Origin of the sequence: Shewanella sp. KJ2020 (assembly GCF_024197625.1) — a bacterium.
Lineage (GTDB): Bacteria > Pseudomonadota > Gammaproteobacteria > Enterobacterales > Shewanellaceae > Shewanella.
On sequence record NZ_JAKUKD010000013.1, the window covers coordinates 94,060 to 108,106 of the forward strand.

Here is a 14,047-nt window from a genome sequence, read left to right on the forward strand (position 1 = left end):
CAATTCTAAGATTGGCACACCAAACGTTGTTGGCATCCAATCTTCAATAACTCTTCCAGGAATGCATTTACCTGGTACTTTTCATCACTATGATACATGCGTAAATTGGGGTAATCATACACTGGGCGTAATTGGTAAATCTGTTGGCCAGTTAACACTTCTGCTAATTTAGCATCGTGGTAAATTCTCACTAACACCTTGGGAGTATTAACAAACTCTAGAATTTCGAGGGGGCGAGATATCTCAACCAATTGAGTATATTTGGTATTCTCTAAAATACGTACCACTAATATACCGAACTCACCTTCAAGCTGCCATGATTGATCAACGGCAATATCCAGTGGTAACCACTTCAGCATATAACCATAATTACGGCCGCACAGTGCTAGAAAGTCACTGACGTTCGGTTGGTAACGCGGTTTTTGATGCGAAGTCGAAGTAGCCAAATGTTTTTCCAACTTAAACCAGTTGCTGATAGTTTAATTGCAACCATTGCAATCCAATTACGGTCGATGCATTGTCTATTTCCCCCGCAACCACCCTATTATAGGCCTGTTCACGGTCTAAAACATGCAATCGAATATCTTCATGTTCTTCTGCCAGTCCATGCAATCCACGGGCATGAGTGGAATCTACCTCGGCCCAATAGAAATAAAATCGCTCGGTGCTGCCACCTGGGCTCGCTAAATAACTGTTCACAAAGTGCATATTACTAGCAACTAGGCCAGTTTCTTCTAACAATTCACGGTGAGCGACATCGAGCGGCGATTCTTCGGGCGCAATCATACCTGCGACTAACTCCATAAGCCAAGGAGATTTAGAGGTTGCTAATGCAGGAAAACGCACTTGCTCAATCAATACGACCTGATCACGCTTGACGTCATAGGGCAACACGACCACAGCATGCCCCCGTTCAAATACTTCACGGGTGACGGGCTGGCTCCAACCGCCGGCAAAGAGCTTATGCTTAAACGTAAACTGTTCTAACGCAAAAAAGCCTTGGTACAAGGATTTTTTTTCGAGAACTTCAATATCCGTTTGCGAAAAAACAGGTGGGGTCATACTCTATCCTTAAAAGTTGAATTTGCGTCTATTATCAAGGCAATTTGACACATTTTTAAAATAAAATCTGTTACACTTCGCATTTGACTTGAAAGTGTCGGAGTTTTTAGACTCTACGTCATTAAGTTTTAGCTGTATCGGGAAGCGTCGGGAAGCGCAAACCGCCTTGGTAAAGGCATTACTTAGTCTAAACGAAGTTAAAATATTTCTCCTTTGGGAGATTTTGTCTAATAAGGACAGCAAATGAAATTTAAGATCCGTTCTTTATGCGTAGCATTGACTCTCGCCGCTTCCGCTCAAGCGGTACAAGCAGATGATTTACTGCAAATTTATCAACAGGCACTGACTAACGACCCGCTCGTGTTGCAAGCCCAAGCCCAGCGTGATGCATTGTTCGAGAAAATTGAACAAAACCGGGCACCGCTGTTGCCAACCATTAGCGCCAATGTCGGCTATGACAAGGCGTGGAATGACCCACGGAATGACACTAGCGGTTTAACGGGTAGTATCAAACTTAACCAAGTGATCTATGATCACAGCGCTTGGGTGGGTTTAAGCCTTGCGGAAAAAGCCGCCTCTCAAGCTGATTCGAGCTATGCATCCGCTTTACAAACGCTTATCTCTAGAGTAACTCGGGCATACTTCGATGTATTAACCGCTAAGGATAACTACGAGTTTCAGGGCGCCGAAAAACGTGCAATTGAACGTCAACTCGAACAAACCAAACAACGTTTCGCCGTTGGTTTGACCGCGATTACCGACGTACATGAGGCCCAGGCTCAATATGACTTAGCCTCAGCCTCTGAAATTTTAGCTGAAAATACTTTAGCCAATAGCTATGAAGCCCTGCGTGAAATCACAGGTATCGATCACAAGACATTAAACGTGCTCGATACCAACCGTTTCTCTGCCGTGACACCCGCACCAACGTCTTCAAGCGAATGGTTAAAGATCGCTGAAACCAACAGTGTCGATCTTATGACCCAACGTATTGGCAAAGATATCGCTCAAGAGACAATCAGCCTCTACAAAGCGGGCCATATTCCATCGCTGAGCTTAAATGCAGGTTACAACAAAGGCCTTGAGCAAAAAACAGGTAGCATTAACGAGCCTGATTTTGACGATGTCAATGTTGGCGTAAACCTAAGCATTCCTATCTTTGAAGGCTTTAAAGTGACTTCACAAGTCAATGAAGCGCAATATCAATTCGTTGAAGCCAGTGAAAGACTAGAGCAAACCTATCGCAGTGTTGTGAAGAATATTCGCAATAACTACAACAACGTAGGTGCATCTATCAGCTCAATTCGTGCCTATGAGCAATCGGTGATTTCATCCGAGAGTGCGTTAAAAGCGACTCAAGCAGGTTTTGAAGTGGGTACTCGTACTATCGTTGACGTATTGAACCGTACCCGTGATTTGTACGACTCAAAACGTAAATTATCCGATGCACGTTATAGCTATATCTACTCGATTGTCGCCCTAAAACAGGCGGCGGGTACATTGAATGAAGATGACGTTATCGCCATCAACAATGGCCTAAGAGCCGAGTAAGAGTAATAGCCCCATAAAAAAACCGCCAACTGGCGGTTTTTTTATGGGATTTATTAATGGGGAGGATTAAAAATCAATTTCTACACCCGCAAAATAACCATCGAACTTAGTGTCGGCACTGATCCCTGAGAAGTTATTCACATCGAATAAAAATTCGCGGTAACCCACGCGTACACGAGTGTCGACCGCAACACCATCAAACTCCCAGCCAAGGCCAACAGAGTAATCGTGTACATTCGACTCATTAACACCGAGCATTAAATCCGCAAAACCAAATAAACCTAAGCCTGGCATACCAATATGAGTACTGGCATAGCCCATCACGATACCGCTATCGACATCTATTTCTTCTGGATGGCCCGCGTCTTGTACGCGCATTGAACCATGCATCAGCTTATAAGCTGCGCCGAGATCGAATGACACTATGTCGTTGTCCAGTAGCTCATAATAAAGTACGAAGTCTGTATTGCTCAGATCGGTATAAGCAGTCACATTGCCTTCAAAGTCATGGCCATTGAAGCTGAAGTCCGCACCAGACATACTGCCTTTCTGATCTAGGCTGTTTTCACGAATTTTAACATTCGGAATAAAAGGCAGCGGATGTTCAACCGCGAGCCAATAACTGCCTTGGGCCGATGAACTGTAGTCAAAAGTTTGCTGCGCTTGGCCATCATCGGCAAAAGTACCGCTAGTATCGGCATCCCAATAGTCACCACCAATTTTAAACCCAACCACAGTGGCCGCTTGGGCCGAGGTGGCCATAAAAAATCCTAATACCGCACTGGCGAGGAGTGTTTTTTTCATAATTAACCTTGAGATAGCAAGTTCGTTAAGTCAATCACCGCGGCATTTGCACGGGATACATAGTTAGCCATAACCAATGAATGATTAGCGACTAGACCAAAACCACTGCCATTTAATACAACAGGGCTCCAGACAGTTTGCTGAGTCGCCTCTAACTCACGAATGATTTGTCTTAGGCTCACTTCAGCATTTTTCTTTTTCAAAACGTCGGCAAAATCGACTTCCACGGCACGCATAAAATTCAGCAATGCCCAAGAAGCACCTCGGCTTTCATAGAAAACATCATCGATCTTCCACCAGCTAGTCTTGACCTGATGGCTCGCTAAATTGGGGGTCGATTGGCGGGCAGAGTTATCACCAGCCAAATCGGTATTAAGACGTTCCTGACCAACACTGGCCGATAAACGCTGAGACATACTGCCTAACCGCTTTTGCACCTCTTTTAACCATTCATTGAGATTATCGGCACGGGCATAAAACTGCGCATCTTGGTTATTAGGATCCATCATCCGGGCGCGGTACAATTTCAGTAGCTTAACACCATCGCGGTATTCGCTTTCGGCGCTCGGTACTAGCCAACTTGTATGGTCGATATTGAGCTTAGCTTGCGCTTCACCTAAATCTTTATCGGCGGCCGATTGGGATTGGGAGCGACTAAACTCTTTGCGCATGATCAGCGCCAGATCGCGCGCCTGCTCGAGTGCGCCGTACTCAAAGGCGGGCATGTTATCCATAAAAATAGATGGTGGCATCACATCATTGGATAACCAACCACCCTGTTTATCTAGCAGGGTTTCTACCGTCAAAATCAAAGAAGTTGTCGTAGCATAACCAACGACATTTTTATCTGTGGCCGTAAGCTGTTGAGGATTGATAGGATCGGGTTCGATACTCCACCACACACTCACGCCATAACCAATTAAGACTAAAAATAAACCGACTCCGGTAACTTTTTTCCATGTAATTTGCATCAAGCGACTCCTTAATGATGGTGATGATGCTCTTGCTCTGCAGTATTTTCAGCTTGTTTGCTCACGGGCAATGTGATCGACATTTGTTCGCCGTCGTTAAACTGTAATTGCAGCTCCACTTTTTGATCCAAAACGAGGGGGGCCTTTAACCCCAACAGCATAACGTGCTCACCCGATGGTGAGAGTATTAGTTTGCCGTGGGATGGGATATCAAAACCTTCGACCTGGCGCATTTTGACCATGCCTTGTTCTTCAATAATAGTGTGTAGCTGGGCTTCCTTTGCCACACTGGTTGATACGCCCGTCAGGCGGACGGCTTTCTCGGTGTGGTTTTCGAGCGTAAAGTAGGCTGCGGTATTGGGTACAGTATCCGGCATAGCTCGGACATGACCTTCGGTCATAACTACACTCGCCAAAACAGAAAATGATGCACAGGATAATGCGAGACAATTAAACATCTGTTTGAATATTGGTTTCAATGTCTTAAACTCCATGTCTACCCAATGTCGTCGTAAAGGAAACAACCCATGAGTCATATACAGGTTCGGGATGATCAGGGCGTACGTATTATCAGCTTTAATCGCCCCGATAAACGCAATGCACTTGATCTTGATATGTATAAACAACTGACAGAATACCTGATCGAAGGTGAGGCAGACAACGACATTCGTGCCTTTATGCTCCACGGCCAAGATAATTGCTTTACCTCAGGCAATGATATTGCAGAATTTTTAAAAAATAGTGACTTAGGGCCAAATCATCCCGCAGTACGTTTCTTATTTTGTCTATTAGAACTCAAAAAACCTCTGGTCGCCGCCGTGTCAGGGGCTGCGGTTGGTATTGGCACTACGGTACTGCTGCACTGTGATTTAGTGTACGCCGATAACACCGCAAAGTTTCAACTGCCCTTTGTCAACTTAGCACTGGTTCCCGAGGCGGGCGCAAGCTTACTTCTGCCTGAACTTGTGGGTTACCAAAAGGCGGCAGAACTACTGCTGCTCGGCGAAAGCTTCGATGCCAATACGGCCCACAGACTCAATATGATTAACGATATCATTGCCCAGGAAGAACTATTGAGTCATGCCCTCGCCCAAGCTAAAAAGCTGGCGAATCAACCACCACAAGCCCTGCAAACCACTCGCCAATTGATGCGACCACATAAAAACCGAGTTCAGCATCAAATGCATCAAGAGTTAGAGCAATTTAGTGTTAGGTTGAAGAGTGATGAAGCGAAAGCCAGATTTAAGGCTTTTCTTAAAAAGTAATGCTCACTTAAATCGCAAAGCATTGACTATTGGCATGGGGGTCTAAGCGCCCTCTTGTTGATAGCATCCCGCTACCCCATCGAAGCAATGGCAAAGTCCAATATGCCGCTCTGTATCAAATAATCTCAACATAACAATCTATTAGCCGATATTTATCCCCATGGATTTATATCGGTTTCTTCCATTGGTCAACTAATAGCGCCAATACAAAGTAAATCAATAAACTCACACCAGGCATAAATACAATGGCTCCAGCCCATACTGCGCGAGTCCAAAAACAGGACCACCCAAATTGCCACGCCATTCCAGCGGCAACACCACAGACTAACCGTTCTGGATTGTCCATCCGCACTTTAGCTCGTTTCATTTTAATCTCCCACATAGCAAGAATTCTCACTCATTTATCGCTGTAACTATGCCACTGAAACCAGCAGATAATTCCTGAAAACAACGCAAGGCTAATCACTGGTAGCAGTAGCAAGGTCATTAGAGGGGCTACAAACCACATAGGCAGCTCCTATTACTTAGCGCTATATTCATCGCTTGTGACCGATTCGTCTTTATTGTCGGCACTGAGGCTAAGCTGGCTATTAAAGTCATAGATACTTTCAGCAAGCTGAGTTTGTAGCGATAACACTAACTCACGTTTGGTGCTGGCGAGCAGTTCTTGTGCCTGGGTGCTCAGGGTTTGCTCAATGGCGCCCATAACATCCGATACAGGGGCTGCTTCGGCATGGACCGCAACGCTACCCACTAACGCACCGATTAACATACTCACTTGAACTGATTTTTTAAGATTTAACGTAAACATGATGTCGTCCCTTTCGATTGATTAACTTGACATAGGGACTATTACAAAGGGCGTGCCAACTTATAAAAACATTTTTAATGCATTGATATTATTAGAAATAACACCAATGAATCACAAAACACCATTACGAGCATAGCGTGAAAGAATAATGAAGTGGTGAAAAATGCTACTAACTTTAGCTAATTTCACCATCTTTTGATATGAGCGAAAATCAATCAACAATCTCAGTCTGAATACTCTGCAATGCTTGTCTAACCACTTCAACACCCGCACCATTTTTATGGGCATTTTCGCTCAAATAACGACGCCAAGCGCGTGCACCGGGCAAACCTTGGAATAGGCCTATCATGTGGCGAGTAATATGATTGAGCCGCCCACCGGATTGAAGATGGGCTTCAATATAAGGCAGCATTGCCTCAATAACGGCTTCCCGGCTGATCACCTCTCTTTGATGACCGCAGAGCACTTGATCCACCTCGGCGAGAATATAAGGATTCTGATACGCCTCACGCCCCATCATCACCCCATCGAGTTGTGCTAAGTGTTCTTTTGCCTGTGCAAGTGTTGTCACGCCGCCATTGATACTGATGTTTAGTAAGGGGTAATCACGCTTGAGTTGATAGACACGCCCATAATCGAGCGGCGGGATCTCGCGGTTTTCCTTTGGACTTAAGCCCGAAAGCCAAGCCTTACGGGCATGAATGATAAAATCGCTGCACCCTTTTGCCTGTACAATATCAATAAATTGAGTTAGAAATTCATAGCTATCTTGGGCATCAATCCCAATGCGAGTTTTTACGGTAACTGGAATATCAACCACTTGCTTCATGGCATCGACGCATTCTGCCACTAATTCGGGTTCAGCCATCAGACAGGCACCAAAGCGGCCATTCTGTACTCGATCCGAAGGACATCCCACATTGAGGTTAACTTCATCATAACCACGCTCGGCTGCCAGTTTAGCGCAGCGCGCTAGCTCAGTGGAATTGGAGCCCCCTAACTGCAACGCCAGCGGATGCTCTTCTTGGTTATAGGCTAGGTAATCCCCACGACCATGCAAGATCGCCCCTGTCGTCACCATCTCGGTATATAACAGGGCATTTGCCGACATTAAACGGGCGAAATAACGGTAATGGCGATCAGTCCAATCCAACATGGGTGCAATGGAAAAGGTACGATCGAGCCTGAAGTTATCAATATTACTATTTTTCAACACGTTACTATCAACTCTGGTGATGGGAATTCGTCAGTCATGGTTCCGTTTATACGGATGAGGCATTCTAAGTTAAGGCGTCAAATTCGTCTTAACTTAGGGGTTAACCCCAAGCTTAAAAACGGAAAAACAGCAAACGAGCTAACGTTTGCTGTTTTATATGCCCCACAAGGCTCGCGGCAGTATAACCTAAATTGGCCGTCTTGGGGAGGTTAAGCCCCATCGCAAATCATCTTCTACCTAGGAGCTTGGAGCCATCATTCCTCGCCTTGACGACTCCCTGATTGACTGGGTGAGCAAAATGCAAAAAACCATGCAATATCAGCCTATGGTTAAACTTGTTGTTAATTGAAAAATACATGAAAAGCCAAAAACTTTGCAGCATCGACTCTTATGCGTCACTATGAATAGGGCTAACGGTATCAATATCTAGACTGTTTTTTTGATTTATAGGGACCTAAAACATTAGATAAATCGTTAAATTAGGCGCACATTTCTATTTGTCTCATCTAAGCTGATAGAGTGTGATCAAGATTGCTGTGGTTAAGCGATTTTTCTACTAGCCTTAAACGTATCATTAGTCGGTGGCTTAGACTCAAAAGAGGACAAACTTAGGCATGAACGTCAATTTTATTAATCCTTTCCTGCAATCCCTACTCAATGTCATTTCAACTATGGCGAGTATGGATTTAACGCCAGGTAAACCCCAAGTGAAAACCGACAACTTAGCCAAAGGTGACGTTTCTGGTTTAATCGGCATGGTGGGGCCACAGACTAAGGGTTCGCTGTCGATTACGTTTGAGCAAAAGCTCGCTCTGCAAATTATGCAAAATATGCTGGGAGAAAACCCAGGCAAGATTAATGAGGAAGTGACAGATCTTGTCGGAGAAATAACCAATATGGTTACAGGTGGTGCTAAAAACCTTTTAGGGCAAAAAGGCTACGAGTTTGAGATGGCCACCCCTATGGTGGTTTCAGGAAAGGGACATACCATTTCCCATAAAGCTAACGGCACTAAAATTATCATGCCATTCACTAGTCCTTACGGCACTGCCTTTATCGAAATTTGTTTTGAAAACTAATTTTCAACATTAGCTTTTATCGCCGCTCAGTCTAGGGCAATCCTGTGCCCTTATCTTAAAAATAGCCCCAAGCTACTGTATGCCAGGGCACCACACACGGGCACTCGCGAGCCAAATGCATTAGTCACCCTGTCTACTCAGCATCTATGCTCATAAGTGCACAGCTCAAAGCTATGCTCTTCTAATATAAAGTGAATTGTCCCTTTATAAAATGAAGCACACCTTTATAAAGTAAAGAGCCCCTTGTGATACTAAATTCTTCTATAGCACGACTATTCAAACCCTATGATTAAGCCAAACACACAGCAACCCTAGGGGTGAGCTTAGTCACTAATTCGTAAGCGATAGTGCCAATATGTTCGGCAACTTCTTCGACCGGCAGTGCTTGGCCCCAGAGTAAAACATCGTCGCCGACTTTATCCTGGGCACCCTGACCTAAATCGACGGTCAACATATCCATAGACACTCGACCAACAATAGGAACCCTGCGGCCATTGACCCACACGGGCGTCCCTTCGGGCGCATTACGGGGATAACCATCACCATAACCAATAGCGACAACCCCTAAACGGGTATCTTGTTTAGCCGTCCAATAACAGCCATAACCTACGGGTTGATCCGCTTTATGCTCACGCACGGCGATAAGCCGCGAGACGAGATTCATCGCAGGGATAAGCCCATGATTTGCACCACAATCCCCCGCAACGGGTGATACACCATAGAGGGCGATACCGGGTCTAATCCAATCCCCTTGGCTTTTAGGCCAATAGAGCGCTCCCGCCGAGTTCGCTAAGGTCCTAAACCCCGGTAAACCTGCGGTTAAGGCGTTAAAGGCCGCCATTTGTACTTCTGTGTACGGTTTTTCTGGCTCATCGGCACAGGCAAAATGGGTCATCAGATGAATGGGTTTCGCCACATTAGCGCACGCGACCAAGCGAGCATAAACCGCAGGAAATTGCTCAGGCGTCACCCCTAATCTGTGCATGCCAGAATCGACTTTAAGCCAGACTGTGACGGGTTTGCTCAGTTTGGCCTGCTCTAACATTTCAATTTGCGACTCATGGTGAACCACAGTATCTATATCGTGGGCAACCAGTAAGGGTAAATCGGTACTGCGAAAAAAACCCTCAAGCAACAGCAGGCGCGCCTTTACGCCACCTGCACGCAATTCCAAGGCTTCTTCTAAACGGGCCAAGCCAAAACCATCGGCACTGACTAAACAGTTAGCAACATTCAACAATCCATGACCATAACCATTGGCCTTAACAACAGCCATCACTTGGCTTGCGCTTGCCTGTTGACGCAGCACAGCCAAGTTATTTTGCAGTGCACTACTGCTAATTTCTGCACGGGGAAAAGGTTTCAAAATTTACTTTGCCTATTTTGGAAAAAGTCAGGAAATAACAAGCCAGAGAAATAAAAAGAATACATAAGCTTTGCTTATCTTCTATCGCCACACACTTAATCTTCTTCAAACTGCGGACCAGCATAATTATCGAAACGAGAATACTGACCTTGGAAAGTTAAGCGCACCCGGCCGATGGGGCCGTTACGCTGCTTACCGATAATGATTTCGGCCGTGCCTTTGTCTGGAGAATCGTTGTTATACACTTCATCACGGTAAATAAACATGATGAGATCCGCATCCTGCTCGATAGATCCCGATTCACGTAAGTCCGAGTTGACCGGACGTTTATCGGCCCGCTGTTCAAGAGAGCGGTTAAGCTGAGACAGGGCAATAACGGGGATCTCAAGCTCTTTAGCTAATGCTTTGAGAGAGCGAGAAATTTCGGCAATTTCTAGGGTACGATTATCCGATAAAGCGGGCACTTGCATTAGCTGCAGGTAGTCGACCATGATCATCGACAAGCCGCCATATTCACGGGCGATACGGCGGGCGCGGCTACGCACTTCGGTCGGAGTGAGCCCCGAGCCATCGTCGATATACATTTTACCCTGTTCGAGCATGATGCCCATAGTCGATGACACCCGCGCCCAATCTTCATCATCGAGTTGACCGGTACGGATTTTAGTCTGATCGACGCGCCCCAAGGAGGCGAGCATACGCATCATAATCTGTTCCGAGGGCATCTCGAGACTGAAAATAAGCACAGGCTTGTCTTCGTTCATCGCCGCCTGTTCGCAGAGGTTCATCGCGAAGGTGGTTTTACCCATAGATGGACGGGCTGCCACGATAATCAAGTCACCGGATTGGAAGCCTGCGGTCATTTTATCCAGATCGCTAAAACCACTCGACACCCCAGTCACCCCATTGTGTGGGTTATTATAGAGCTGCTCTATCTTATCGACGGTTTTTTCAAGAATGGTTTTAATGCCTTCGGGACCTTCGTTGGCATTGGTGCGTTGCTCGGCAATTTTAAACACTTTACTTTCAGCCAGATCGAGCAAGGCACTCGAGTCTCGACCTTCGGGATTGTAGCCCGCATCGGCAATTTCATGGGCCACGCGGATCATCTCCCGCACAACGGCCCGCTCGCGGACAATTTCAGCGTAGGAGACAATGTTGCCAGCACTGGGAGTATTCTTAGCAATTTCACCTAAGTAGGCAAAACCGCCCGCCTCTTCAAGCTGATTTTCAAGCTCAAGTTGTTCGGATACTGTGATCAAATCAATCGGCTGACTGGTTTCCACTAGGCGGTGCATCGCCGCGAAGATCATCCGGTGCGAGCGCGAGTAAAAGTCTTCTTTTACTACGGTTTCAGCCACTTTATCCCAAGCATCAGCGTCTAACATTAGGCCGCCTAATACCGATTGTTCAGCCTCAATAGAATGCGGTGGCAGCTTGAGTCCATCGAGCTGCAAATCCCTTGGCTTACTTTTAGGCTTAAAAGCACCTTGTTGTGACATTAACACTCCCGATTTCCAACAACTTAACAAAATATGATATAAAACCCGTGTCAAGCAACAGGTGGTTTACCTGTTATCCTGTTTCAACGGACACTCTAACAATCAATAAGGAAAGAACATGCGTATTGCATTGGTTGCAGCCTTAGTTTTGACATCCGGCATAGCAAATGCCGACGAAGGGCAATGGCAACCTTATCAAATGCCTTCAATTGCAGACAAACTCAGTGAACGCGGAATCGATATTCCTGCTGAAAAACTGGCCGATCTTACAAGTTATCCCATGAACGCCGTTGTAGGGCTGGGCTATTGTACCGCCAGTTTTGTCTCCCCCCAAGGGCTAGTTGTAACAAACCATCATTGTGCCTATAAGGCGATACAATATAACACTAAGCAAGAGCATAACTATCTCGAACAAGGCTTTTTAGCCACCTCAATGGATAAAGAACCGTCGGCCGGTCCCAATGAGCGCTTATACATCACCGAAGCTGTGACCGATGTCACCAGCGACGTGACAAAAGATTTAAGCCAAGATCCTTTGAAACGCTACGAAGAGATTGAGAATCACAGTAAAGCCTTAATCAAAAACTGTGAGGCCGATGATAACTACCGCTGTAATGTTCGTAGCTTCCACAATGGCTTGGAATATTACCTGATCAAACAATTGATGATCCGCGATGTGCGCCTAGTGTATGCACCACCTGAGAGTGTTGGTGGCTACGGTGGTGATATCGATAACTACGAGTACCCACGCCACTCGGGTGATTTTGCCTTCCTACGCGCTTATGTGGGTAAAGATGGTAAGCCCGCAGCTTACGCGGAGGATAACATTCCCTACAAACCCAAAAGCTATTTAAAAGTGAATGCCGATGGCGTAAAGGCCGGTGATGGCGTGTTTGTGGCGGGCTACCCTGGCACTACCAGTCGTTACAATCTCACCAGCGAACTTAAATTTGCTAGCGACTGGCTCTACCCAACACAGGCAAAACGTTATCAATTACAGATTGATACCATCGAAGCCATGGGTCAGGAAGATGCGGATATCGCCATAAAATATGCCGGTAATATGGCATCGATGGCCAATCGGATGAAAAAGCTCAACGGCCTACTCGCTGGCTTTAAAGCCACAGATATTGTCGGCATTAAGCAAAGCCGTGAAGATAATTTTTTAGCTTGGCTTAAACAAAACCCTAAACTAAATCAAAATCTGATTGCTGAGTTAGAAGTTTTATTGGCTGAGCAGCAACTGCAAACTCAAACCAATTATTATTTCACCAATGCCCAATCGAGCACTTTGCTCACCGCGGCAAACAACCTCTATCGCTTAGCCAAAGAAAAGCAAAAGAGCGATGCGGAACGTGAAATCGGTTACCAAGAGCGCGACTTAGCCATGTTTAGCTCACGCCTGAAGCGTATCGACTCTAGCTTTCACATTAATGTCGATAAAACCCTTTGGTTACAGGACTTAAATGCCTATTTGTCACAGCCAAACCGTGTCGCAGCTTTAGACAATATGCTTAAACTCGACGATAAAAATGTCAGTTTAGAGGCTAAACTCGATGGCTTATATTCGCTGACTACGCTGACAGATCAGGCTCAACGTCTGGCATGGATGGACGCCGATGCCAAAGCCTTTGAAACCAGTAGCGATCCCTTTATCCGCCTCGCCGTCGCCCTTTACGACACCAATATGGCACAGGAAAAAGCAGAAAAAATCCTTGCGGGTAAATTGTCTACCGCTCGCCCTGCTTACATGGCTGCCGTTATCGACTACTACAAAGCCAACAACTGGCCAGTGTATCCCGACGCTAACGGTACGCTACGCATCAGCTATGGTATGGTCGATGGTTACCAATCCCGCGATGCGCTCTATAAACAGCCCTTTACTCGCCTCGATGGCATAGTCGCCAAACACACGGGCATTGAGCCCTATAACGCCCCGAAAAAACTCCTCGATGCGATTAGTGAGCAGCGCGTTGGCGATCATCTAGTGAAATCGGTTTATCAAGATCCCCGTGGCTGGATTTGCCGTCTGTTCTCTTGCTTAGATAAGCCAGAAGAATTTAACTCAGTACCTGTTAACTTCTTATCGAGTGTGGATACCACGGGTGGTAACTCGGGCTCACCCGTCTTTAACGGTAAAGGAGAACTCGTTGGTCTTAACTTCGACTCTACCTATGAAGCAATTACCAAGGATTGGTTCTTCAATCCAACCATCACCCGCGCAGTTCACGTGGATATACGGTATATCCTATGGATGATGGATGAAGTCGACCATGCCGATAATCTGATTAAAGAACTGGATTTAGTGAGAAATTAACCTTCTAAGCTAAATCAGTTTATCTAGACAAAAAACCGCTCACTGTTATGCATTGAGCGGTTTTTATTTGGGTGAGCACTTTCGCCACTTATCTACGGTAAGA

The 14,047-nt window shown here is 45.8% G+C and carries 14 protein-coding genes; 4 read left to right on the forward strand and 10 right to left on the reverse strand.

The window, feature by feature from the left end; all coding sequences use genetic code 11:
* Positions 1–5: 5 nt before the first annotated feature.
* On the reverse strand, positions 6–446 hold the full coding sequence (locus tag MJO46_RS08505) for a DUF1249 domain-containing protein (protein WP_253988947.1): 441 nt from the start codon (positions 444–446) through the stop codon (positions 6–8).
* Positions 447–459: 13 nt separating this feature from the next.
* Complete coding sequence (gene nudF, locus MJO46_RS08510) at positions 460–1,062, reverse strand: ADP-ribose diphosphatase (protein ID WP_253988948.1); 603 nt, start codon at positions 1,060–1,062, stop codon at positions 460–462.
* A 243-nt stretch (positions 1,063–1,305) separates the two neighbouring features.
* On the opposite strand from nudF, the gene tolC reads away from it, so the two are divergent.
* Positions 1,306–2,613, forward strand: coding sequence for an outer membrane channel protein TolC (gene tolC, locus MJO46_RS08515; protein WP_253988949.1), 1,308 nt, complete (start codon positions 1,306–1,308; stop codon positions 2,611–2,613).
* A 66-nt stretch (positions 2,614–2,679) separates the two neighbouring features.
* Here tolC and MJO46_RS08520 read toward each other — a convergent pair whose 3' ends face one another.
* Genes MJO46_RS08520 through MJO46_RS08530 form a run of 3 tightly spaced genes read right to left on the reverse strand, consistent with a single transcriptional unit; the run spans position 2,680 to position 4,882 of the window.
* Positions 2,680–3,417 (reverse strand): TIGR04219 family outer membrane beta-barrel protein, encoded by a 738-nt coding sequence (locus MJO46_RS08520; protein ID WP_253988950.1) that lies wholly within the window; start codon positions 3,415–3,417, stop codon positions 2,680–2,682.
* A 2-nt stretch (positions 3,418–3,419) separates the two neighbouring features.
* Positions 3,420–4,388, reverse strand: a complete 969-nt coding sequence (locus tag MJO46_RS08525; RefSeq protein WP_253988951.1) for a DUF2333 family protein — start codon at positions 4,386–4,388, stop codon at positions 3,420–3,422.
* Positions 4,389–4,399: 11 nt separating this feature from the next.
* Positions 4,400–4,882 carry a copper chaperone PCu(A)C gene (locus MJO46_RS08530; RefSeq protein ID WP_253988952.1) on the reverse strand — a complete coding sequence of 161 codons (483 nt, stop codon included), beginning with the start codon at positions 4,880–4,882 and terminating at the stop codon, positions 4,400–4,402.
* A gap of 33 nt (positions 4,883–4,915) precedes the next feature.
* On the opposite strand from MJO46_RS08530, the gene MJO46_RS08535 reads away from it, so the two are divergent.
* Positions 4,916–5,653, forward strand: a complete 738-nt coding sequence (locus MJO46_RS08535) for an enoyl-CoA hydratase (protein ID WP_007650366.1) — start codon at positions 4,916–4,918, stop codon at positions 5,651–5,653.
* A 166-nt stretch (positions 5,654–5,819) separates the two neighbouring features.
* Here the strand turns inward: MJO46_RS08535 and MJO46_RS08540 are convergent, their stop codons facing one another.
* The 3 genes from MJO46_RS08540 to dusA all read right to left on the reverse strand — a co-directional run bounded on the left by MJO46_RS08540 (position 5,820) and on the right by dusA (position 7,680).
* Complete coding sequence (locus MJO46_RS08540; RefSeq protein WP_253988953.1) at positions 5,820–6,020, reverse strand: PspC domain-containing protein; 201 nt, start codon at positions 6,018–6,020, stop codon at positions 5,820–5,822.
* A 153-nt stretch (positions 6,021–6,173) separates the two neighbouring features.
* Positions 6,174–6,464: a hypothetical protein gene (locus MJO46_RS08545; RefSeq protein WP_253988954.1), complete on the reverse strand. Its 291-nt coding sequence runs from the start codon at positions 6,462–6,464 to the stop codon at positions 6,174–6,176.
* 211 nt (positions 6,465–6,675) lie between these two features.
* Positions 6,676–7,680 carry a tRNA dihydrouridine(20/20a) synthase DusA gene (dusA, locus tag MJO46_RS08550; RefSeq protein ID WP_367880916.1) on the reverse strand — a complete coding sequence of 335 codons (1,005 nt, stop codon included), beginning with the start codon at positions 7,678–7,680 and terminating at the stop codon, positions 6,676–6,678.
* A 614-nt stretch (positions 7,681–8,294) separates the two neighbouring features.
* On the opposite strand from dusA, the gene MJO46_RS08555 reads away from it, so the two are divergent.
* A complete protein-coding gene (locus tag MJO46_RS08555) occupies positions 8,295–8,759 on the forward strand; it encodes a chemotaxis protein CheX (protein WP_198781110.1) in 465 nt (154 codons plus the stop codon).
* Positions 8,760–9,048: 289 nt separating this feature from the next.
* Here MJO46_RS08555 and alr read toward each other — a convergent pair whose 3' ends face one another.
* Together alr and dnaB are read right to left on the reverse strand one after the other, a co-directional pair.
* Entirely contained in the window at positions 9,049–10,125 is a 1,077-nt protein-coding gene (alr, locus tag MJO46_RS08560) for an alanine racemase (RefSeq protein ID WP_253988955.1), read from the reverse strand.
* A 95-nt stretch (positions 10,126–10,220) separates the two neighbouring features.
* Positions 10,221–11,627, reverse strand: coding sequence for a replicative DNA helicase (dnaB, locus tag MJO46_RS08565; protein ID WP_007650417.1), 1,407 nt, complete (start codon positions 11,625–11,627; stop codon positions 10,221–10,223).
* A gap of 118 nt (positions 11,628–11,745) precedes the next feature.
* Here dnaB and MJO46_RS08570 point away from each other — a divergent pair, with 118 nt between their 5' ends.
* Positions 11,746–13,944: a S46 family peptidase gene (locus MJO46_RS08570; protein ID WP_253988956.1), complete on the forward strand. Its 2,199-nt coding sequence runs from the start codon at positions 11,746–11,748 to the stop codon at positions 13,942–13,944.
* Positions 13,945–14,047 lie beyond the last annotated feature (103 nt).

What these genes read in the sequence shown, in the direction of transcription:
- nudF (WP_253988948.1), bottom strand. Translation starts at nt 1,062, where the DNA reads ATGACCCCACCTGTTTTTTCGCAAACGGATATTGAAGTTCTCGAAAAA.
- tolC (WP_253988949.1), top strand. Translation starts at nt 1,306, where the DNA reads ATGAAATTTAAGATCCGTTCTTTATGCGTAGCATTGACTCTCGCCGCT.
- MJO46_RS08520 (WP_253988950.1), bottom strand. Translation starts at nt 3,417, where the DNA reads ATGAAAAAAACACTCCTCGCCAGTGCGGTATTAGGATTTTTTATGGCC.
- MJO46_RS08525 (WP_253988951.1), bottom strand. Translation starts at nt 4,388, where the DNA reads ATGCAAATTACATGGAAAAAAGTTACCGGAGTCGGTTTATTTTTAGTC.
- MJO46_RS08530 (WP_253988952.1), bottom strand. Translation starts at nt 4,882, where the DNA reads ATGGAGTTTAAGACATTGAAACCAATATTCAAACAGATGTTTAATTGT.
- MJO46_RS08535 (WP_007650366.1), top strand. Translation starts at nt 4,916, where the DNA reads ATGAGTCATATACAGGTTCGGGATGATCAGGGCGTACGTATTATCAGC.
- MJO46_RS08540 (WP_253988953.1), bottom strand. Translation starts at nt 6,020, where the DNA reads ATGAAACGAGCTAAAGTGCGGATGGACAATCCAGAACGGTTAGTCTGT.
- MJO46_RS08545 (WP_253988954.1), bottom strand. Translation starts at nt 6,464, where the DNA reads ATGTTTACGTTAAATCTTAAAAAATCAGTTCAAGTGAGTATGTTAATC.
- MJO46_RS08555 (WP_198781110.1), top strand. Translation starts at nt 8,295, where the DNA reads ATGAACGTCAATTTTATTAATCCTTTCCTGCAATCCCTACTCAATGTC.
- dnaB (WP_007650417.1), bottom strand. Translation starts at nt 11,627, where the DNA reads ATGTCACAACAAGGTGCTTTTAAGCCTAAAAGTAAGCCAAGGGATTTG.
- MJO46_RS08570 (WP_253988956.1), top strand. Translation starts at nt 11,746, where the DNA reads ATGCGTATTGCATTGGTTGCAGCCTTAGTTTTGACATCCGGCATAGCA.